Annotated in this window: 18 protein-coding genes; 12 read left to right on the top strand and 6 right to left on the bottom strand. The window is 71.5% G+C overall.

What is annotated here, in order from left to right:
- Positions 1 to 47: 47 nt before the first annotated feature.
- Complete coding sequence (locus ESZ52_RS08885) at positions 48 to 1,994, bottom strand: AMP-binding protein (RefSeq protein WP_131104626.1); 1,947 nt, start codon at positions 1,992 to 1,994, stop codon at positions 48 to 50.
- A gap of 61 nt (positions 1,995 to 2,055) precedes the next feature.
- Positions 2,056 to 3,027, bottom strand: a complete 972-nt coding sequence (locus ESZ52_RS08880; RefSeq protein WP_238154396.1) for an ABC transporter ATP-binding protein — start codon at positions 3,025 to 3,027, stop codon at positions 2,056 to 2,058.
- Between the two features lie 172 nt (positions 3,028 to 3,199).
- Between ESZ52_RS08880 and ESZ52_RS08875 the strand changes: the two genes are divergently transcribed.
- Together ESZ52_RS08875 and ESZ52_RS08870 are read left to right on the top strand one after the other, a co-directional pair.
- Positions 3,200 to 3,949, top strand: coding sequence for an IclR family transcriptional regulator (locus tag ESZ52_RS08875; protein WP_181009866.1), 750 nt, complete (start codon positions 3,200 to 3,202; stop codon positions 3,947 to 3,949).
- On the top strand, positions 3,942 to 5,867 hold the full coding sequence (locus ESZ52_RS08870; protein WP_131104623.1) for an acetate--CoA ligase: 1,926 nt from the start codon (positions 3,942 to 3,944) through the stop codon (positions 5,865 to 5,867). Before ESZ52_RS08875 ends, ESZ52_RS08870 begins: the two co-directional genes overlap by 8 nt.
- 148 nt (positions 5,868 to 6,015) lie before the next feature.
- On the opposite strand, the gene ESZ52_RS08865 is transcribed toward ESZ52_RS08870, so the two are convergent.
- Complete coding sequence (locus tag ESZ52_RS08865; protein WP_131104622.1) at positions 6,016 to 6,663, bottom strand: trimeric intracellular cation channel family protein; 648 nt, start codon at positions 6,661 to 6,663, stop codon at positions 6,016 to 6,018.
- 85 nt (positions 6,664 to 6,748) lie between these two features.
- Here ESZ52_RS08865 and ESZ52_RS08860 point away from each other — a divergent pair, with 85 nt between their 5' ends.
- The 3 genes from ESZ52_RS08860 to ESZ52_RS08850 all read left to right on the top strand — a co-directional run bounded on the left by ESZ52_RS08860 (position 6,749) and on the right by ESZ52_RS08850 (position 8,630).
- Positions 6,749 to 7,000 (top strand): hypothetical protein, encoded by a 252-nt coding sequence (locus tag ESZ52_RS08860; protein ID WP_131104621.1) that lies wholly within the window; start codon positions 6,749 to 6,751, stop codon positions 6,998 to 7,000.
- Positions 7,001 to 7,051: 51 nt separating this feature from the next.
- Positions 7,052 to 8,002 carry an Lsr2 family DNA-binding protein gene (locus ESZ52_RS08855; protein ID WP_131104620.1) on the top strand — a complete coding sequence of 317 codons (951 nt, stop codon included), beginning with the start codon at positions 7,052 to 7,054 and terminating at the stop codon, positions 8,000 to 8,002.
- A 124-nt stretch (positions 8,003 to 8,126) separates the two neighbouring features.
- A complete protein-coding gene (locus ESZ52_RS08850; protein WP_131104619.1) occupies positions 8,127 to 8,630 on the top strand; it encodes a hypothetical protein in 504 nt (167 codons plus the stop codon).
- Positions 8,631 to 8,680: 50 nt separating this feature from the next.
- Here the strand turns inward: ESZ52_RS08850 and ESZ52_RS08845 are convergent, their stop codons facing one another.
- Positions 8,681 to 10,189 carry a plasmid pRiA4b ORF-3 family protein gene (locus tag ESZ52_RS08845; RefSeq protein ID WP_181009867.1) on the bottom strand — a complete coding sequence of 503 codons (1,509 nt, stop codon included), beginning with the start codon at positions 10,187 to 10,189 and terminating at the stop codon, positions 8,681 to 8,683.
- Between the two features lie 184 nt (positions 10,190 to 10,373).
- Here ESZ52_RS08845 and ESZ52_RS08840 point away from each other — a divergent pair, with 184 nt between their 5' ends.
- Together ESZ52_RS08840 and ESZ52_RS08835 are read left to right on the top strand one after the other, a co-directional pair.
- Entirely contained in the window at positions 10,374 to 10,658 is a 285-nt protein-coding gene (locus ESZ52_RS08840) for a hypothetical protein (RefSeq protein ID WP_131104617.1), read from the top strand.
- Positions 10,659 to 10,767: 109 nt separating this feature from the next.
- Positions 10,768 to 10,998 (top strand): hypothetical protein, encoded by a 231-nt coding sequence (locus ESZ52_RS08835; protein WP_131104616.1) that lies wholly within the window; start codon positions 10,768 to 10,770, stop codon positions 10,996 to 10,998.
- Positions 10,999 to 11,250: 252 nt separating this feature from the next.
- On the opposite strand, the gene ESZ52_RS08830 is transcribed toward ESZ52_RS08835, so the two are convergent.
- The gene (locus tag ESZ52_RS08830) at positions 11,251 to 12,480 is read right to left on the bottom strand and encodes an acyl-CoA dehydrogenase family protein (protein ID WP_131104615.1); all 1,230 of its coding nucleotides are present in this window, start codon (positions 12,478 to 12,480) and stop codon (positions 11,251 to 11,253) included.
- Between the two features lie 2 nt (positions 12,481 to 12,482).
- Entirely contained in the window at positions 12,483 to 13,277 is a 795-nt protein-coding gene (locus ESZ52_RS08825) for an alpha/beta fold hydrolase (protein WP_131104614.1), read from the bottom strand.
- A 250-nt stretch (positions 13,278 to 13,527) separates the two neighbouring features.
- Here ESZ52_RS08825 and ESZ52_RS08820 point away from each other — a divergent pair, with 250 nt between their 5' ends.
- The 5 genes from ESZ52_RS08820 to ESZ52_RS08800 all read left to right on the top strand — a co-directional run bounded on the left by ESZ52_RS08820 (position 13,528) and on the right by ESZ52_RS08800 (position 19,769).
- Complete coding sequence (locus tag ESZ52_RS08820) at positions 13,528 to 14,040, top strand: DUF421 domain-containing protein (protein ID WP_131104613.1); 513 nt, start codon at positions 13,528 to 13,530, stop codon at positions 14,038 to 14,040.
- Positions 14,041 to 14,117: 77 nt separating this feature from the next.
- Positions 14,118 to 14,978 carry a helix-turn-helix domain-containing protein gene (locus tag ESZ52_RS08815; RefSeq protein ID WP_238154397.1) on the top strand — a complete coding sequence of 287 codons (861 nt, stop codon included), beginning with the start codon at positions 14,118 to 14,120 and terminating at the stop codon, positions 14,976 to 14,978.
- 45 nt (positions 14,979 to 15,023) lie between these two features.
- A complete protein-coding gene (locus tag ESZ52_RS08810; RefSeq protein ID WP_131104612.1) occupies positions 15,024 to 15,407 on the top strand; it encodes a VOC family protein in 384 nt (127 codons plus the stop codon).
- 130 nt (positions 15,408 to 15,537) lie between these two features.
- Positions 15,538 to 18,912, top strand: a complete 3,375-nt coding sequence (locus ESZ52_RS08805; RefSeq protein WP_238154398.1) for a S41 family peptidase — start codon at positions 15,538 to 15,540, stop codon at positions 18,910 to 18,912.
- Between the two features lie 89 nt (positions 18,913 to 19,001).
- Positions 19,002 to 19,769 (top strand): CDP-alcohol phosphatidyltransferase family protein, encoded by a 768-nt coding sequence (locus ESZ52_RS08800; protein ID WP_238154399.1) that lies wholly within the window; start codon positions 19,002 to 19,004, stop codon positions 19,767 to 19,769.
- The last annotated feature ends 4 nt before the right edge of the window (positions 19,770 to 19,773 follow it).

Below are 19,773 nucleotides of genomic sequence, written 5' to 3'. Positions count from 1 at the left end.
CGCGCCGCTGCGGGCCTCGCACGCTCGTGTCCTCACGACGCTGTCGCTCATCGGCGCCCACTCCATACCGGTCGTCTGCCCCGCCCCTGCGGGATCGCGTAGGTGGTCAGGTCGAAGATGCGCAGGGCCAGCTCCCGGACGACGGACGTGCCGTCCTGATAGGTGACCCGGCTGCTGATCCGGGCCTCGTTCTCGCCGGCGCGCAGGGCCGCGATGATGGCGGCGTAGCGCTCGTCGATGACGTTGCGCCGGACCTTGCGGGTGCGGGTGATCTCGTCGTCGTCGGGGTCGAGCTGCTTGTGCAGCAGCACGAACCGCTGGACCCGGATCGCCTCCGGCAGGTCCTCGTTGGAGTGCACGATCTCCTCGGCGATGAGCTCGTAGACCTCGTCCTTGGCCGCCAGGTCGGTGTAGGTCGTGTAGGACAGCCGCTCGTGCTCGGCCCAGGACCCGACGGTGCCCGGGTCGAGGATGACCATGGCGGTCATGCCCTGGCCGGCCTTCTCCGGCCCGAAGACGACGGCCTCCTCGACGTAGGGGCTGAACTTGATCTTGTTCTCGATGAACTGGCTGGAGTAGCGGCTGCCGTCCGGTGCCGTGAGGACGTCCTTGGCGCGGTCGATCACGACCAGGTGCCCGTCCTCGTCCAGATATCCCGCGTCTCCGGTATGCAGCCACCCCTGCTCGTCGACCGCCTTCGCCGTCTCCTCGGGCTGGCGGTGGTAGCCGCGGAAGACCGAGGCCGAGCGCAGGAGGATCTCGCCGTCCTCGCTGATCCGCAGGTCGGTGCCGGGGATGGGGGTGCCGACGGTGTTGAAGGCGATGTCGTCGTCGCGGTGGACGACGGCGATCCCGCAGATCTCGGTCTGGCCGTAGATCTGCTTGAGGTTGACGCCGATGGCGTGGAAGAAGCGGAAGACGTCGGGGCCGAGCGGGGCTCCGCCGGTGTAGGCGCGCTGGACCCGCGCGAGCCCGAGCTGGTCGCGGACCGGGCGGGTCGAGACCGCGTCGGCGAGCTTGGTCAGCACCCCGCCTCCGCTCTTGCCCTGGACGCGGGCCCGGGCGGCCTTGTCGCCGATGTCGTAGCCCCAGCCGAAGATCTTGCGCTTGAGCCAACCGGCCTCGTCGATGCGGACCTGCACCTCCGAGAGCATCGACTCCCAGATCCGCGGAGGGGAGAACATCACGTCCGGGCCGATCTCCCGCAGGTCCGAGCGCTGCGTCGAGGCGTCCTCGGGGAAGCTGATGGTCAGCCCGCGGCTCAGCCCGATCGCGACCGCGAGCATCTGCTCGCCGATCCAGGCGAACGGCAGGAAGGAGACGTAGCGGAAGGAGCTGTCGGCCGGGTCGATCTGGGTGAGGTTGTGGGCCATCGCCAGCAGGTTGTGGTGGGACAGCTCCCCCAGCTTGGGCTTGGAGGTCGTGCCGGAGGTGGTGCAGATCACCGCGATGTCGTCGGGGCGACCTTGATCGACCTGCTCGGTGAACCACCGCGGCTGCTGCTCGGCCCGCTGCCGGCCGCGCCGCTCGACCTCGGTGAAGTCGATCAGCCAGGGATCGTCATACTGCTCCAGCCCGTGCGGGTCGTAGAAGACGACGTGCTGGATCTGCCGGCCGAGCGGGCCTTCTTTGAGCCGCAGCAGCTTGTCCACCTGCTCCTGGTCCTCGACGACCACGACACGGGCCGCGGACATCGTCAGGATGTGCTCGAGCTCCTCGCCGATGGAGGTGGGGTAGATGCCGACGACGGCCGCGCCCATGCTCTGGGCGGCGAGCTCGGCGATGAGCCACTCGGGGCGGTTGTCGCCCAGGACGGCGACGATCGAGCCGCGCTCGACACCGAAGCCGGCCAGACCGTGGGCGAAGTCCTGGACGCGGCGCGCGTAGTCGGCCCAGGTGATCGGCTGCCAGATGCCGTAGAGCTTCTCCTGCATCGCCACGTCGTCGGGGCGCTGCTCGGCCAGCTGACGCAGCAGTCGCGGGAACGTAGCCATCTCGGGGGCTTCACCCCCCGGAGACCCTCCTGTCCCCTTCGGGTCAGCACTCTTCGTGCGGCTAGCCACGGGCGTCGCCCTTCAGCCGGTTCTGCGCGAGGTCGTCCTGCTCGGGCTGGTGCTGCTCGCTCTGCTCGTGCTCGACCTGCTCCTGCATGGTCTGCAGCGCCTCGCTGACGGCGGAGTCCTCCTCGTCGGAGCCGAGGTAGGCCTCGATCACCGCAGGGTTGGTCTTGACGTCGTCGGGGGTGCCGTCGGCGATGAGCCGGCCGAAGTCGAGCACGCTGACCCGGTCGGAGATGTCCATGACGACGTTCATGTCGTGCTCGATGAGGACCACGCTGACGCCGGCCAGCTCGTGGACGTCGAGGATGTAGCGGGCCATGTCCTCCTTCTCCTCCACGTTCATCCCGGCCATCGGCTCGTCGAGCAGCAGCAGCGCAGGCTGGATGCACAGGGCCCGCCCCAGCTCGACCCGCTTCTGGATGCCGTAGGCGAGCGCACCGACCGGCTTGGCGCGGAAGGCCTGCAGCTGAAGCAGGTCGATGACCTCCTCGACGAGCTGGCGGTGGGCGATCTCCTGCCTGCGGCCGGGGCCGAACCACAGCATGGAGGCGGCGACGCTGTGCCTCATGTGGATGTGCCGACCGAGCATGAGGTTCTCCAGCACGGTCAGGTGGGAGAAGAGCTCGATGTTCTGGAAGCTGCGGGCCACGCCGAGACGGGCGATCTTGTAGGGCGGCAGCTGGGTCAGCGTCGAGATCTTGCGCTCCCCCGACTCCGAGGCGGTCTGCAGCCGGACCTGGCCCTCCTGCGGGTGGTAGATCCCGCTGATGCAGTTGAGCATCGAGGACTTGCCGGCGCCGTTGGGGCCGATGATGGCGTGCACGTGACCCTGGGTGACGGTGAAGCTGATGTCGCTCAGGGCGGTGACCCCGCCGAAGCGCAACGACACGCCCTCCACTTCGAGCAGCGGCTCCCCGGCGGGCAGATGGCTGCCGTTGAGGGAGTGTTGGTATGCGCGGGTGAGCAAGGTCGGTCCTTCCCTGCAGGTCGTCGGTGACATGCTGGCTGGAATGACAGTAGGGTTCCACTATCTGAAAAGCAAGCATGTGCTGCAGGAAACTTTCCCCGCATGTCGCAACCCGGATGTCGAACCGCGCCGCCGTTGGGGAATGATGCGAGGCGCAGAGGAAGGAGGTCGGATGGCGACCATCGAGAGCGGGCGGGGCGGTCTGGGGACCGTGCGCAACGCGGTCACGCTGCTGGAGCTGCTGGCCCAGGGTCCGGCCTACCACCAGCTCACCGACCTCGCCGAGCGCTCGTCGATGTCGATCCCGACCGTGCACCGGCTGCTGCGCTCGCTGGTCCTGGCTGACCTCGCCGTCCAGGACCCGGCGACCTCGCGCTACGGACTCGGGCCGGAGCTGGCCCGGCTGTCCCACCACTACCTGACCCGGCTGCCGCTGATCGGTGCCGCCTCGCCCTACCTCGCCCAGGTCCGGGACAAGGTCGGGGCGACCGTGCACGTGGAGGTCCTCGTGCACGGCGAGGTCGTGTATGTCGATCGTGTCGACGGGGGTGTCGTGGGGCCCTACCGGGAGAGCAACCGGGTGCACCGCGCCATCGACACCGCCGGCGGCCGGCTGCTGGCCGCGCGGGCGAGCGAGGAGCAGCAGTGGCAGCAGGTGCTGCGCCTGGCCGTGCCCGAGGAGCGGGAGGCGGCCGAGGCGGCGCGCGCCGAGTGGGCCGCCGCGGAGTGGCTGGCCCACGAGCCCGACGACATCGCCCTGCCCGCGGAGGTGGCGGTGCCGGTGCTGGACGCCAGCGGCGCGGCCGTCGGCGCGATCGCCGCCGACCTGCCCGACCCGGGCGACGAGACGCACACCGCCCAGGTCGCGGCATACCTGGGCCGGGCCGCGAAGGCGGCAGGAAGGACGCTGGGCCATGGCTGACCGGGTGACCCCGCTTCCCCCCGACCCGCGGTGGGAGGAGGTTGCCGGACGGCTGCACCTGCTCTCCCCCGCACCGCAGCTGTGGGGCGAGGCAGAGCGCGGCGCGGCCTGGCTCCCGGGGACGCGGCTCAACCTGTCGGTGACCTGCCTGGACGCCCACCTGCAGGACCGTGGCGACGAGGTCGCGATCCACTGGGAGGGTGAGCCGGGCGACCGGCGGGACCTGACCTACCGTGAGCTGCACGAGCAGGTCGTCACCCTGGCGCGGGCGCTGACGGGTATGGGCGTGCGGCCGGGTGAGCGGGTCGGGCTGCACCTGGGCTGGCTGCCCGAGACGGTCGTGGTGATGCTGGCGTGCGCTCGCATCGGCGCGGTGCACAGCATCATCCCCTCGACGCTGCCGCCGGGGCCGCTGGCCGACCGGCTGGCCCTGCTCGACCTCAAGGTGATCTTCACCCAGGACGGGGCCTGGCGGCACGGGACGGTGCTGCCGCTCAAGGCCCGGCTGGACGACGCCCTGTCAGCGGTGGGCAGCATCGAGCACACGATCGTGGTGCGGCGCACGGGGATGGACGTGGCGTGGTACGAGGGTGACCGGTGGTATCACGACGTGGTGGCCGCCAAGCGCGGCAAGGGGCGGGTGCGCGATGAGGTGCTGGCACTCGAGAGCCACCATCCCGTGGCGTCGGTACCCATCGCGCGACGGGGTGGGCAGCCGGTGTCCGTGCTGCACGGGACGGCGTCAGTGCTGGGCAACGCGATCGCGGTGCACGGACGGCTGCGGACTGGTGGACCGTTCTGGTGCGCCGGTGACATCGCCTGGGCGGTGACGCAGTTCCACGCCATCTACGGGCCGCTGGCCTGGGGCGATGCCTCGGTGATGTACGAGGGGACGCTCGACGTGCCGCACCACCGCCGGGCCTGGGACATCGTGCGGCACTACGGGGTGGAGACGCTGATCACCAGCCCGTCGGTGATGCGGACCCTGCGTGGTTGGGACCGTGACATGCCGCGCGTGGACGCGGCTCCGTCGCTGCGCCGCCTGGCGACCGCGGGCGAGCCGGTCGAGCCGGAGCTGGCCGGGTGGATCCGGGACGCCTTCGGCGCCGACCTGGAGCTGCTGGACGCGTGGGGCCAGCTGGAGCTGGGCGGGGTGGTGCGCGTGACTGCTGCTGGTGGCGCGGGTGCTGCTGGCGCGACGTCGGGCGAGGTCGGCGGTGCTGGGTCGGGCGCCGCCGACGTCGTCGAGTCGGGCAAGGCCGGCTCCGACGCGGCGGCTCTCGCCATGCCGGACTGCGGCCTGGAGATCGTCGACCGGGACGGGCGCATCGTCGCGCCGGGCGAGACCGGCGAGGTGGTGCTGCGCCGCCCGTGGGCCGGCCTGATGATCGGCGTGGACGGCTCGGAGGAGGTCTCGCAGGACCCGTGGGAGCACTGGAGCCGGCACCCCGGCGTCTACGCCACCGGCGACCTGGCGCTACGTGCCGAGGACGGCACGGTCGTCTTCCTCGGCCGCACCGACGAGGTCGTCTCGGTCTCCGGCCAGCTGGTCTCGCTGCGCGAGGTCCGCGACGTGCTCATCGACCATCCGTTCGTCGCGGAGGCGCGCGTCACGGTTCGCAAGGACGTCGAGCTGGGCCGCTCGCTCGTCGCCGCGGTGGTGCTGACGCCCGAGATGGCCGACAGCGCCCGCGGCACGGACCTCGACGCCGTCGCCGTGGAGCTCATGGACGCGGTCCGCGAGGCCCTCGGCGGCCTGGCCCGACCGCGGGCGATCCTCGTGGTCGACCGCTTCGGCGAGGAGCTGGGCCGCGAGGCCCTCAGCCGCGCCGTCGCTGCCCTGGCCACCCAGCACCGGCACTCCCCTCCCCGCAGCATCACCTGGGAGCAGCTGGTGACCGCGGCGGGCGAGGGCTAGGGGCTATCGCCGACGTCTGACGCCGGTCCAGGTCGCCGTCGACACGGCATCTCGACCAGGACTGCGGTAGCTAGGTGTCGCCAGAGCGACACCGAACTACCACGGACCGGGACTGCTTCCTGGCTGGCAGGCTCAGGAGGACCTGTGCTCATTCGCGTTCACGGCTGCGGCGGTGGTGGTAGGGCGGCTCGGGGGCGTTGAGGTCGTAGCGCAGCCCGACGATGCGGATCAGGAAGCAGGCCGCTGCGGCACCGAGCGCGGCCCAGAGTGAGTAGATGTCGAGGTGGAGCAGGCCGACCGTGATCGTCGCGGCGACGAGGGCCGGGATCGCGTAGAGCTCACTGCGCAGCACGGTCGGCACCCGCAGGATCATGACGTCGCGCAGCGTGCCGCCGCCGCACGCGGTGATGACGCCGACGAGGACCGCCTGCAGGTAGCCGAAGTCCAGCGCCACCGCCTTGCTCGCGCCGATGACGGCGAACACGCTCAACCCGATCGCGTCCAGCACCACGATGGGCCTCCCGAGCCGGTCCAGCCGCTGGCTGAGGGCGAAGGCGACCAGGCCACCACCTGCCGCAGTGACCAGGTACCGCCAGTCGACGAAGGCTGCCGGCGGGAGCGCGTCGAGCAGGATGTCGCGGATCGTGCCCCCACCCAGGCCGGTGAGCATCCCGAGGGTCACCACACCGACGATGTCCAACCGGGTGGCGCGGATCGCGGTCATCGCCCCGTTGACCGCGAACACAAACACCCCTGCCAGGTCGAGGAAGACCAGTAGCGGCGGTTGCGGATCCATCGTGCATGGATACCTCGTGCAGCGGCCGGCCGCCACTCGCGCCTAGCATGAAGCCGCTCCACCCACTACCCACAGAATCAGGATCATGTCGAACTCCTCCCCCCAGACCACCCCCGCGCAGAACCCGCCGAAGCGCTCTGGCGTGCGCACCGTCCTGGGCTGGCTGCTCATCGTCATCGCCGGCCTGGCGCTCCTGGGCAACCTGGCCAGACTGTCGAGCCTCAACGACGGCGCCAGCGGCACCGCCGAGATGCTGGGGGCGATCGTCGGGGTGGTCCTCGCCATCGCCGTCCCCCTCGTCATCGGCATCCTGCTCCTGCGTCGCCCCAAGGCCTGACACCCAGGCCGTGACCGGCCCACCGCGGTCGTTGCCCCATACCCTGATCCCGTGCCCGAGGACTTCCTGATCGCCCGCAACCCGGAGGAGGGCACGACGCTGCCCTACCTGCTGCGGATCCCGCTCGGGCCGGACGGCATCGTGCTCAAGGCGAAGGAGATGTGGCCGCGCACGGGCAAGGTCTACTGTCACCGGGCCGTCGGCTGGCCGCCCGAGCCGGAGATCGTCGAGCAGGTCGGGACGCGCTCGTGCGTCCAGCGCGGCGCCGCGATCGACCTGGTGCTGGACCGCGGACGGGAGAATCGGTCGCAGTTCGTCCTCACCCGCATCCGCGGCGGTCGCGAGGCCATCTTCTGGCAGACCGCCCGCACCGCCAAGCAGGCGCGGCCGGCGGTGAGCATCCCGACGGCCCGCGCCGCCGGGCTCGCCGACCTCGAGATCGTCGTCGACAGCCACGAGCGGTACCCGTGGAGGTTCGAGCACCAGCAGGCCAGCACGACCAGGCGCGCACTGCCGGCGGGCGACTACGGCGTCATGGCCGGGGACCAGCTCGTCGCCTCCGTGGAGCGCAAGTCGCTGCAGGACCTCGTCTCCACGCTGACCAGCGGCCGGATGCGCTACCTTCTCGCCGAGCTCGCGTCGTTGCCCGCGGCCGCCGTCGTGGTCGAGGACCGCTACTCCGCGGTCTTCAAGCTCGACCGTGTCCGTCCCGCCGTCGTCGCCGACGCCCTCGGTGAGTGCCAGGCGCGCTTCCCCTCCGTGCCCATCGTCTTCTGCGAGACGCGCGCCCTGGCTCAGGAGTGGACCTACCGCTTCCTCGCCGCCGCCCTCCGTCACGCCGGCGAGGCCGAGCATGCCTCGACCGTCTCCCCGCTCACCTCGGCCATGCCGCCCTCCCCCGCCGAGATCCGGGCCTGGGCAACCGCGCAGGGGTATGCCGTGTCCACCCGGGGGCGGATCCCGGCCGAGGTGCGCGAGGCCTTCGCGAAGCGCCACGGATGAGGCACGTCCTTCAACTGAGCGGCCGCCTGCTACCGTCGAGGCCGCGTGCCGGCGTCGGCCCGCCGGCCGGAGGGGCCGACCATGACACGGGGGGCCGGAGCGCCGCCGGATACGGAGAACTCAGATGAAGACCCGAGCACTTTTTCTTGCCGGCGGCCTGGCGCTCACCATGTCGCTTGCCGCGTGCGGCAACGACGACGAGGCCCAGGCGGCCGAGGCCATCTCGGAGTCCATGATGGAGCAGACGGACGACGAGTTCCCCGTCGAGCAGGAGCAGGCGGACTGCGTCGGCGAGGGCATGGTCGACCAGATCGGCGTGGAGAAGCTGCAGGAGTACGGCCTGATCACCGACGACATGGAGGTCGACGGTGAGGTCACCGACGTCACCATGGAGGAGGCGGACGCGGACAGCGCCGCCGACGTCTTCGTCAACTGTGTCGACGCCCAGGCGCTGCTGGCCGAGGAGTTCGCCGCGGACGACACCATGGGCGAGCAGGAGCAGGAGTGCATCAACGAGGTGCTGGACAACGATGCCCTCGCCGAGGTCTTCTCGCTGATGTTCCAGGGGCGTGAGGACGAGGCCGGAAACAGCCTCATCGAGCCGCTGATGGAATGCATGATGGGCTGAGCGCCGACGGCGCCCAGGCTCACACCGGCCGCTGACCCGTCTCTCGCGGGTCAGCCGTCCGGCCACAGCGCGGCCCGGGCCATGCCCACCGCCTCGTGGCCGTCCCGGTCACCAGCTCCCCAGGACCACGAGGCGGCGGAGGCTCGCTCCAGGACGTGCCACACCTCGCGCACCCACTCCGTCGCGTGCTGCCGCTCGACCCCGTCCGGCCCGGTCCGCAACCCGCAGTCGGTGAGGATCCGGGCGATGTCGGCGGTGTGGTCCCACACCGGCCGCCCGGTCGCGGCGGTGAGAAGTGCGAACAGTGCCTTCGCGGCCTGGACGTACCTGTCCCGGTGGCGCAGCAGGCCGCGGGCCACCGCGTCCACATACTCCTCGTCCGTGCCCAACCCCCGGGCCAGGCGCGTCGGCAGCAGACGTCCCTTGTACTTGCGCAGCAGACCCAGCTCCTGACAGGCCTCGCGCAGCTGGGCGACGGGCAGGGTGAGGTCCTCCCGGTTGCCCTTGCCGATCCAGTCCTGCCGCAGGTCCAGGTCGACGTAGATGCGCTCCACGTAGGCCGGCTTCATCCACCCCGCCGAGGTGAGCGGTATGCCGTCCTCCCGGGCCAGGTCCACCACATACCGGTAGGGCCGGGCGATCGCTGCCAGGTCCTCGGGCGACAGCTCACCGTTGTGCTCCGTGCGGGCAGCGACCACGAGCTCCGCGAGCTCGGCCGCGACCATGGGGGTGGCGATCTCGACGAGCGGCATCAGCGCCTCAGGCATGGCGACCCCGGACGGACGCGCGTCGGACAGCAGGTCGAGCAGCTCCTCGGTGGACAGACCGATGTAGGAGAGGCGCTCGCCCACCTCCTCGACCGTGAACTCGCCCGGGTCCCAGTCGGGCGGCAGCCAGTCGCGCTGCTCCTCGTCCAGGGCGGCCAGGCTCGGGTCGGTGCGGAAGGCCTCGACGAGCCGGTTGTGGCCGGTCGGGCCGCCGCTGTCCTCCAGAGGGCCGGCCATCCGGCCCCCGGTGCACGCGGCCGGCGGCGAGTCGTCCTCCAGCGGGGCGAGCGACTCCAGCCGCAGCGTGTGGTGCCAGCCGTCACCGAAGTCGTAGGTGTAGAACAAGCGGTCGCCGGGCGAGCGCAGCATCTGGTCCAGCCGGACCGTGGACTCCAGGATGCCCTCCTCCCCCTCCTCGACGTCGGCCTCGGTGACGAAGTGCGGGCCCGTCCACAGCTCCTTCTTCGGCCCGGGCCAGAACCGGTGCAGGTGGTAGTCCTGCCAGCCGAACGCCGCCTGCAGGATGGCGTGGACCTCGTCCAGCGTCAGGTCGCCGTGCAGGACCAGGCGGCGCCACACCGGCGGCTTGGTGCCGTCGACGTCCACCCGGACGGTGAGCGCGAGCTGCTCGGCCGGCGGGTCGGGGACCTGCGGCATCGCCGGGGCCGGCGGTTCAGGGGCGACGTCGGCCAGTCCTCCGTCGAGGATGCCCGCGAGCAGGTGCTGCAGCTCGTCGGAGGAGAGCCCCTTGACCCACTCGCGGATGTTCTGCTTGCGGTCGTCGTCGCTCACCCGTCCGAGAATAGGCGGGCACACACTCACCGGAAGACCCACCCACGTCTCAGCCGCGCTGCAGGCGGGCAGGCGGGGTGAGCCGGATGACCGAACCCGGTGGCAGCCGCGGTGCGCTGGATGCCGGGTGCGGCCCCGTCCCTCCGCGGTGCGCTGCGGCCGCGCCGCTGTCAGGATCGAACCCATGACCTTCCAGGGTGGCCCAGGGCCGGACGACCTGCCCCGTCCGGACGCAGCGCCGGGCTCCGAGCCGGCCGACCCGTGGGCGGAGGAGCAGCTCGCCCAGGACGACGGGCGGTGGGCGTCCCAGAGCGGGGGTATGGGCCCCCTGCCGTCCCGGACGTGGACGCGCGGCAACAGCCGCGTCGTCGTCGGGGGCTGCTGCCTGCCGCTCCCGATCGGGTGCCTGACGACGGTGGCGGCCGTAGGGTTCGTGGCCGTCTCCGCGCTGCGGCGCACCAAGACCTGACCGTCTCCCGCGCGCCAGTCCGCGCCGGGCGCCGCGGCACAGCAGGGCTGACCGCTCCTCCGCACACCTTCAGGTCGCCAGCCGGCGCTGCATCAGCAAGTCTGCTGCCATGAGCAAGCACACGCTGACCATCAGGCTCGACGCGGAGATCACCGACGAGGACGCCCTCGTCCAGGCGGTCCAGGCCGACACCCCCGAGGACTCCCTGTCACCTGACGACATTCGCGAGGAGGACCGCGCCGCCTCCAGCCTCGTGGCCGGCATCTCCAAGGCACTCAGGGACCTGACTGTCCCGGGCGTCGAGATCGGCGAGCCGAAGGTCGTCGCCCGGGACGAGTGAGGCAGAGACCCTCGATCCGCCAGGCGTGAGCTGTCACCGCCAGGTCTAGGAGCGGTGGTCGACTCAGACGGACACCTGAGGGGGTTCAGCGAACCGAGGTGATCGATGACATCACCATCCCGACGTGGCGGTTGGTGCCGTCCCACACACCACGACCACCCCGCTCGGGGACTGCGCGAACACCTTGCGCAGCCCCGAGCGGAGACACCAGCCTCGCCGACATGAGTGGCGGGTGCTGGTGGTGGTGTCCTGTCACACCATCGGCGTCATCTGCTGCTCGGAGGCTCCGAGCAGCGCCCGCCCGTAGACCTCGTGCTTCAGCCCCGGGACCGACATGCCGTGCCGGCTCGCGACGTGCAGGTCACGGAACATCCGCTGCAGCGGGTTGACCAGGGCGAACGAGCCGGCGCCGTTGACGTCGAGGACCAGGTCCATCGCCTCGCGGCACAGCTTGTGGCCCTCTGCCGCGGCCATGGCGAACCGGGCGCGCTCGAGGCTGGAGAACGGTGTCCCGGTCGCGGCCTGGGCGTCGATCGCGTCCGCCGTCGCCCGGGCCTGCTGCAGCGCGGTCTCGATGAGCCACGAGGCGCGGGCCATGGCGGCCTGCGTCGCAGCAGACTTCGTGGTGTCGGAGTAGAAGGTGTAGGCCATCGGCTTGGGCGAGGAGGTGATCCGCTTCAGCACCGACTCGTAGGCGCCCCTGGCCAGCCCGATCACCGGGGCGAGGGTGGCGAAGTGGAAGACGACGCCGGCATCCTGCTGGTACTGGCTCTCCTCCGTGAACGGCGTCCGGAACTGGTGGCTCATGAGCTCGGAGAAGGTGATGGTCAGCTCGTCGGGGACGAAGACGTCCTTGAGCACGACCGTGTTGCTGCTGGTCCCGGCCATCCCGGAGACGAACCACGTGTCCTTGACCTCGACGGCCTCGGCGAGCCGGACCAGGCCGATCGCGTTGTCGACCGGCGCCCCGTCCTCGCCGAAGACCGGGAAGCCCATCGCTCCCCAGACCGCATGGTCGCTGCCCGAGGAGTAGGGCCACTGCCCGCTCAGCACCGTGCCGCCCTCGACGCGCTCGGCGGTGAAGCCCGGGGCCGGGGTCAGCGGGACGATGACCTTCTCGCCCGGGCCGTTGGCCCAGACCTTGTTCTGCGCGGCCTCGGCCATCTGGCCGATGTGCCAGTCGCCGTGGTTGAGGATGAAGGTGAACCAGCCGGAGGACCCGCAGGCCGCCGACACCTCCATGGCGACCTCGAGGTAGGTGCGGTACCCCGCCTCCAGGCCTCCGAAGCGGCGCGGGACGAACAGCCGGAGGGCGCCGGAGTCGACCAGCGCGGCGAAAACCTCGGGGTCGACCCGGCGGTTGCGCTCGGCCTCGTCGGCGCGAGAGGCGAGCAGCGGGAGGATCTCGCGCACGGAGGCGAGCACCTCCTCACGGGTCTGGGCGAGATCGTGGCTGGCGGCAGTCGTGTCGACAGTCGTCACGGTCAGTGTCCTTCCGGGGCGCCGTCGGCGCCGGCTGGCGGGCTGAAGAAGTTCTCGACCGTCGTGGCGAGCCAGACCGGGGTCTCGAACATGGCGTAGTGGCCGGCGTTGGGGATGACTTCGAGCTCGGCGTTGGGGTAGTAGGTCAGCCAGGTCTGCTGCATGAGCTCGGCGCTCATCGAGGGGTCGTGCTCGCCGACCATCACCTTGACCGGGTGCTCCATACCCGTGATGTCCGCGGAGATGTCGGTGCGCACCCAGCCGGGGAGGTGACCACCGAAGGCCTGGACCGTGGAGTTGTCACGGGACTCCTGCCTGATCCTGTGGCCGAAGGTCTTGTTGAGCCGGAACCCTGTCGAGAAGTGGGTGAGCTGCTCGCGCGTCTCATCCTGCTCGGGGGCAGTGGAGAAGAGTGCGAAGGTGTCGTCGTCGAACTGGGAGCCTGTGGCCGGGACCCCGCTCAGCGCAGCCAGCGACAGCACCCGCTGCGGGGCATCCCGCAGGACGTGCTGGATCGCCAGGCCGCCCATCGAGTGGCCGAGCAGGTGGAAGGTGTCCCAGCCCAGCGAGTCCGCCACGGCGAGGACGTCGCTGCTGATCTCGGCCATGGAGTAGTCACCCTCCACGTCCTGTCGGTGTCCGTAGCCGCGGTAGTCGACGAACGCGTAGGTGAACTGCTCCTGGTCGATGAACTCCGGGAACGAGCCCCATCCGCTGGACGATCCGAACCATCCGTGTAGAGCAATGACGCGGACCGGACCATGTCCGACCACGCGCGGTGACGAGTGGGTACCCATCTAGCCTCCTTTGGCAATGTTGGGGTGGCCGGCAGGATCGCCTGGCCTCGTCGTGATGTGTCGTGACCGTACTCAGCACCGATGCACCTGTCAAGGAATCGTATGCAATCACGTCACTACTGTCCCGCAGGTTCAGAGAGACGTTCATCCGGACTCATGAGTTGCATACGGACGTGCACGACCTCGCATGGTGATCCTTCGCGTGCCAATCTCGGGGTGACTGCTCGCTCATCCGGAAGGCTCACCTCCTATGTGGTTCGACTCGTGGTCCGCCCTCCTGCGCATCGTCCTGGTCGGTGCGGCCTCCTACGCGACCCTCGTGGTCCTGCTGCGCATCTCGGGCAAACGCGTCCTGGCCAAGCTGAACGCCTTCGACTTCGTCGTGACCGTCGCGCTGGGCTCGATGCTGGCCAGCGCAGTGCTGACCCAGGACATCCGGTATGCCGATGTGCTCGTCGGGATGGGGTTGCTCATCCTGACGCAGTGGCTGGTCACCCGCCTCACCGTCTCGTTGCCGGTCCAGCGTCGCTTCATCACCGCGGAGCCGACTCTCCTGGTCCGGCGAGGAGAGTTCCTCGAGCCCGCGATGACCTCGGCGCGGCTCACCCGGGACGAGGTGCTGCAGGCCATCCGCTCCTCCGGGCACGGAGGCCTGGGCAGCGTGGCAGCCGTCGTGCTGGAGAGCGACGGAACGCTCAGCGTGATCACGGACTCGTCGACCGGGGACGAACAGGCGCTGGCGAATCTCGCCCACTGGCGCTGACGAGACCACCCGGAAGAGCTTTCGGCGCCTCGCCGAAAGGCCTCCCGGCGCTGCGGGCCGCTGGCTAACCTAGGACGGTGAGCAGGCAGGCGCCGTACCACTCCCGGGCGCTGCACCCGGCGCTCTCGCCATACCTGACCGCCCTGGTCGGGTATGACGTGGTGATGGGTGCCCCGGGTGTGCACCGGGGGCTGCCCTCGACCTCCCTCACCCTCACCCTGCCCCTCCGCGACCCGCTGGACGTCAGCTGGTCCGACGACCCGTCGTCCCGGGTGAGCCGGTGGTCGGTCGTCTCCGGCCTGCACGCAGCACCGGCGTCGATCCACCACGACGGGCACCAGGCCGGCATCCAGGTGGGGCTGACCCCCGCCGGGGCGCGGGCGCTGCTCGGAATCCCTGCCGCAGCGCTGCGCCAACAGCTGGCCGGGCTCGATGAGCTGGACGCCCGGGAGGTCACCGGTCTGCGGCACCTGCCCGAACGCCTTCACGAGTGCGACGACTGGCCGGAGCGGCTGCGGCTCACGCACGACCTGCTCCTGTCGGCGCTGTCCCGCGGCACTGCTCCTGGCGCCCGGCCAGAGGTCACGCAGGCCCTCGATCGCCTTGCCCGGGGCCGGTCCGTGGCGTCCGTGGCCGAGGAGGTGGGCTGGAGCCGCCGGCACCTCGGTGCCCAGGTCCATGCTGAGCTCGGGCTGGGGCCGAAGACCTACCAGCGCGTCGCCCGCTTCCAGGCCGCCCAGCACCGGTTGGCCCGGGCCGCCCGCCACGGTCGTCCCGCGCTCGCCACCCTCGCCGTCGACGCCGGTTACGCCGACCAGGCGCACCTGACGCGCGAGTGGGTGACCCTCGCCGGGTGCACCGCGGTGCAGTGGCTGGCCGAGGAGTTCCCATTCCTTCAAGACTCGCCCGCCCTGCGGGAGCAGACTGACGCCTACTGACCGGACGGCACCAAGGACCGTCCGCGACGCGAAAGGACAGGACCGATGAGCGTGGGTATGTGGTGCAGCATGGCGTTCCGCGACGCAGAGGCGATGATGGGTTGGCTGCGTGCGGTCGGCTTCCAGGAAAGTGCGGTCTACCGCGACGAGCAGGACCCGAGCACGGTGGTGCACGCCGAGCTGCGATGGCCTCGCGGTGGCGGGGTGATGTGCTCGACCTTCCGCGACCAACCGGACTGGCCGGTGCAGCCCGGCACGGCCGCGGCCTACCTGGTCTGTGACGACTGCGACGAGGTCTTCGCGCGGTCCGTGTCCGCCGGTGCCACGGTGCTGCGCGAGCCCGAGGACCAGGACTACGGCGGCCGCGCGGCCGCGGTGCTGGACCCCGAGGGCAATGCCTGGTCGATGGGCACCTACGCCGGGGAGTGACGGGTATCCGCTGGCACTCCTTTCACCGAGCCTGCCCTGGGAGGAGGAGCAGTCCTCCCCCAGGAGCAGCGCTCGCGGCGACGTCCGGAAGCACAGGCGGCGGTCTGGCTCGAGGACTAGGGTCGGTCGGGTGACGACCTACCTGCGCTACCCGCACCTGCACGAGGACCTGCTCACCTTCGTCGCCGCGGACGACGTCTGGATCGCTCCGGTCGACGGCGGCCGCGCCTGGCGGTTGACGCACGACTCCGTGCCGGCCGCATACCCCCGCTTCGCACCCGACGGCGCGCACGTCGCCTTCGTCTCGCACCGCGACGGACACCCCGAGGTGTATGCCGTGCCCGTCGCGGGCGGTGCGCCGCGGCGGCTCACCTGGTGGGGCGCGAAGAACACACGGGTCCTGGGCTGGGACGGGCCGGACCGGGTGCTCGTCGCCTCACATGCCGGTCAGGCCAACCTGCGTCACCTCGTGGTCCGTTCGGTCGGGCTCGACGGGTCGGTGCGCACGCCGCCGTGGGGACCGGCGTGGGGTGTGTCGGTGCGCGAGGACGGCCTCGTCGCCCTGGTGACCCCGGGCAGCCGGCCGCCGGCGCACTGGAAGCGCTACCGCGGCGGCACCGCGCCCCGGCTGTGGCTCGGCCGTGACGAGGGCGGCGATGCACTGGCCTGGCAGCGGCTGCTGCGAGAAGACACGGCGAGCATCGTGGACCCGATGTGGGTGGACGGCCGCCTGCTGCTCGTCTCCGACCGCGCTGCCCTCCTGCCGGGGACGGCCGAGGAGGCAGACCGGCAGGCCAACCTGTGGGCGTTCGGCGAGGGTGTGGTCGGGCGTGGCATCTCCGAGGACGCAACCCCTGAGCAGCTGACCGACCAGGGACCGGACCTCGGCTACGTCCGGGACGCCACCACCGACGGGCACCGGGTCGTGTGGCACAGCCGCGGCCGGATCTGGCTGCTCGACCGGCTGGACGGGACCCCGCGCCACGTCGAGGTGAGCCTGCCCGGGGCGGCCGCTTCGCCATACTCCCTCGAACCCACCACCCGGCTGGGCCCGGTGCGACCCGACCACGGCGGCGACGCGAGCCTGGTGAGCTGGCACGGCGCGGTGCACTGGCTGGCGCACCGCGAGGGACCGGCCCGGGCACTGGCCGCCGACGACGCGGTGCGAGCGCGGGAGCCGCGGTTCCTGGGGCGCACCGGCCGCGTCGTCATGGTGACGGACGCAGCCGGTGAGGACCGGCTGGAGGTGCACGACCTCGCGGCAGACGCAGGGGCGGGGCCACGCGTGGTCGCCTCCGGAGAGCTCGGCCGGGTGCTGCACCTGGCCGCGGACCCGGCCGGCGAGCGGGTCGCGACCATCTCCCACGACGGGGCGGTCCGGCTGGTTGACGTGGGCAGGTCACCAGCGGCCGAGGGCTCCCAGGCCGGTGCCGAGGTCGGTTCCGGCGGTGGCCCCGAGCAGGCCGCCGGCGCCGTGCGGGAGGTGGCGCGCTCGGAGCAGGGCGAGGCGCTGCACCCGTCGTTCTCCCCGGACGGCCGCTACCTGCTGTGGTCGCAGCCCAGCAGCGGCGAGGCCGAGCTGCACCGGCTGATGGTGCTCGACACGCGCGACTCCGCGGCTGAGGCGGTGGCCCTGACGTCGGGCACCTTCCACGACCACTCCCCCGCGTTCACCCGGGACGGCCGGCACGTGGTCTTCCTGTCGGACCGGACCTTCGACCCCGACTACGACACCCACGAGTTCGCCCTCTCCTTCTCCGGCTCCACCCGGCCGTGGCTGATCCCGCTGGCCGCCGACCAGGCACCGCCGTTCGGGCCTACCGCCCAGGGGTGGCGGCTGAGCGAGGTCGACGTGAAGAAGGACCAGCGCGGGTCCGGCGCGCCGAGCGGGGACGCGCCGGAGACGGACGACATACCCGCTGCCTCTCCCGACCTGGACGCGGCCGGCGCCGAGCAGCGCATCGTGCCCTTCCCGGTGCCCAGCGGGCGCTACCGCGACCTGCGGGTGGTCAAGGACGGGGTGGTCTGGGTGCGGGAGGCCGGGGAGGCCGGGCAGCTGGGTGCTCGTCGCGCCGGCGTCACCGCCGAGCCGGGCACCGACACCGTCGAGCTGTGGTCCTTCCCGAAGCGCTCCCTGACCACGATCGTGGAGAAGGTCGACACGCTCGAGGTCTCCGGCGACGGCAAACGGCTCGTCGTCCGGCACAAGGACTCGGTCACCGTGACCCCGGCGGACCGCAAGCCCGAGGACGAGGACCCGGCGGTCGTGGCCGTCGACCTGGAGCGGCTGCGCCGACAGGTGTCACCGCGGGAGCTGTGGCGCCAGATGTTCGACGAGAACGGCCGCATCATGCGCGAGCACTACTGGCGCAGCGACATGGACGGCGTCGACTGGGACGCCGTGCTGGAGCGGTGGCGGCCGCTCGTCGACGCGGTCGCCACTCACGACGACCTCGTGGACCTCCTCTGGGAGACCGTGGGGGAGCTCAACACCTCGCACGCCTACGTCACCGCGCCAGAGGCCAACAACCCAGCCATGGCTCGCCGCAAGCTGGGCCTGCTGGGCGCCGACCTGGCCCGCAGCGAGGACGGCTGGCGGATCGAGCGCATCCTGCCCGGTGAGTCCAGCGACCCCGAGGCCCGCTCACCGCTGGCCGCCGCCGGGGTCGGTGCCCAGGCCGGTGACCTCATCGTCGCTGTCGACGGCGCGCCTGTCGATCCCGCCTACGGACCGGCGACGCGGCTGATGGGAGCCGCCGGCAAGCCGGTCGAGCTGACCCTGCGCCGCGACGGCAACGACCGCCGCGTCGTCGTGGTCCCGCTCGCCGACGAGGAGGTGCTGCGCTACCAGGACTGGGTGCGCTCGCGGCGCGACTACGTCCGCGAGCGCTCCGGCGGCCGGCTGGGGTACGTGCACGTACCCGACATGATGAGTTCCGGCTGGGCCCAGCTGCACCGCGACCTGCGGCACGCCAGCGCCCGCGAAGGCCTGATCGCGGACGTGCGATACAACCGGGGCGGCCACACCAGCCAGCTGGTCCTGGCCCGGCTGGCCGCGCAGACGGTCGGGTGGGCGCCGGCCCGGCACTATGCCGAGGCCGGCCGCTACCCCTCGATCGCCCCACGGGGCCCCGTCGTGCTCGTGGCCAACGAGAACTCCGGTTCCGACGGGGACATTGTCAACGCCGCAGGTCAGGCCATGGGCCTCGGGCCTGTCGTCGGGATGCGCACGTGGGGCGGCGTGGTCGGCATCGACGGCCGCTTCGACCTGGTCGACGGCACCTCGATCACCCAGCCCCGCTACGCGTTCTGGCTGGCCGGCAAGGACTGGGGCGTGGAGAACCACGGCGTCGACCCGGACATCAAGGTCGAGCACACGCCGGCGGACTTCTTCGGCCCGGACGACCCGCAGCTGGACCGCGCGATGGCCGAGGCCCTGCGCCTGCTGGAGGAGCGGCCCGCAGCGACCGCCCCCACACTGCCGGCACCACGGGTACGGCGCTAGCGGCCAGTCCCGGCAGGAGCCGAGCCCGCCGCCGTCGGGCCCCCGCGCCTCGTCCTCGCGACCGCGCGCGCCGACATAGGGTTTCGCCCATGCCCACACCGCACCCGGACCCGAGCCCGGACCCGAGCCAGAGCCCGGACCCGAGCCCGTGGGATCGGGTGGCCGCCGGCACGGTCCACGCCTACACCGCGACGGGAGCGGTGCTGGCGCTGCTGATGGTGCACCTGTCCTACGCGGGCGAGGTCCTCGCGGTGCTGTGGCTCTTCCTGCTCGCGATGGTCATCGACGGCACCGACGGGTTCCTCGCTCGCCACTTCCGCGTCGCCACGGTGCTGCCCGGCTTCGACGGGGCCCTGCTGGACAACATCGTCGACTACCTCACCTACGCCTTCGCGCCGATGGTGCTGCTCTGGAGCGCGGGCTACCTGCCGGACGGCTGGCTCGGGGGCGTGGTGGCCGCGGTGCCCCTGCTCGCCTCCTGCGTGCAGTTCTCCCGCGCCGACGCCAAGACCGAGGACCACTTCTTCCTCGGCTTCCCCAGCTACTGGAACGTCGCCGCGTTCTACATCATCGTGCTCGACACCGGGACGGGGCTGACCACGGCCCTGCTGCTGGTCCTGTCGGTGCTGGTGTTCGTCCCGGTCCGCTACGTCTACCCCTCGCGGACCGAGGCCGCCTGGGGGCTGACCATGACGCTGACCGTGGCCTGGCTGGCCCTGTATGCCGTGATCCTCCTGCAGCACCCCTCGCCCAGCCCGTGGCTGGTCGCCCTGTCCGGGGCCTACCTCGTGTACTACACGGGGTTGAGCCTGTGGCTCACCCTGCGTGCGCCATGGAGTCAGCCGCGGGTCGGCTGACCCC

This window comes from Ornithinimicrobium sufpigmenti (assembly GCF_004322775.1).
GTDB classification, from domain to species: domain Bacteria; phylum Actinomycetota; class Actinomycetes; order Actinomycetales; family Dermatophilaceae; genus Ornithinicoccus; species Ornithinicoccus sufpigmenti.
Note: the sequence above shows the minus strand (reverse complement) of the source record. Positions and strands in the feature narration are given on the sequence as shown.

Bases quoted from the DNA above. Each gene is read 5' to 3' on its own strand.
- ESZ52_RS08885 (WP_131104626.1), bottom strand. From the start codon at position 1,994: ATGGCTACGTTCCCGCGACTGCTGCGTCAGCTGGCCGAGCAGCGCCCC.
- ESZ52_RS08875 (WP_181009866.1), top strand. From the start codon at position 3,200: ATGGCGACCATCGAGAGCGGGCGGGGCGGTCTGGGGACCGTGCGCAAC.
- ESZ52_RS08870 (WP_131104623.1), top strand. From the start codon at position 3,942: ATGGCTGACCGGGTGACCCCGCTTCCCCCCGACCCGCGGTGGGAGGAG.
- ESZ52_RS08865 (WP_131104622.1), bottom strand. From the start codon at position 6,663: ATGGATCCGCAACCGCCGCTACTGGTCTTCCTCGACCTGGCAGGGGTG.
- ESZ52_RS08860 (WP_131104621.1), top strand. From the start codon at position 6,749: ATGTCGAACTCCTCCCCCCAGACCACCCCCGCGCAGAACCCGCCGAAG.
- ESZ52_RS08850 (WP_131104619.1), top strand. From the start codon at position 8,127: ATGAAGACCCGAGCACTTTTTCTTGCCGGCGGCCTGGCGCTCACCATG.
- ESZ52_RS08840 (WP_131104617.1), top strand. From the start codon at position 10,374: ATGACCTTCCAGGGTGGCCCAGGGCCGGACGACCTGCCCCGTCCGGAC.
- ESZ52_RS08835 (WP_131104616.1), top strand. From the start codon at position 10,768: ATGAGCAAGCACACGCTGACCATCAGGCTCGACGCGGAGATCACCGAC.
- ESZ52_RS08825 (WP_131104614.1), bottom strand. From the start codon at position 13,277: ATGGGTACCCACTCGTCACCGCGCGTGGTCGGACATGGTCCGGTCCGC.
- ESZ52_RS08820 (WP_131104613.1), top strand. From the start codon at position 13,528: ATGTGGTTCGACTCGTGGTCCGCCCTCCTGCGCATCGTCCTGGTCGGT.
- ESZ52_RS08810 (WP_131104612.1), top strand. From the start codon at position 15,024: ATGAGCGTGGGTATGTGGTGCAGCATGGCGTTCCGCGACGCAGAGGCG.
- ESZ52_RS08800 (WP_238154399.1), top strand. From the start codon at position 19,002: ATGCCCACACCGCACCCGGACCCGAGCCCGGACCCGAGCCAGAGCCCG.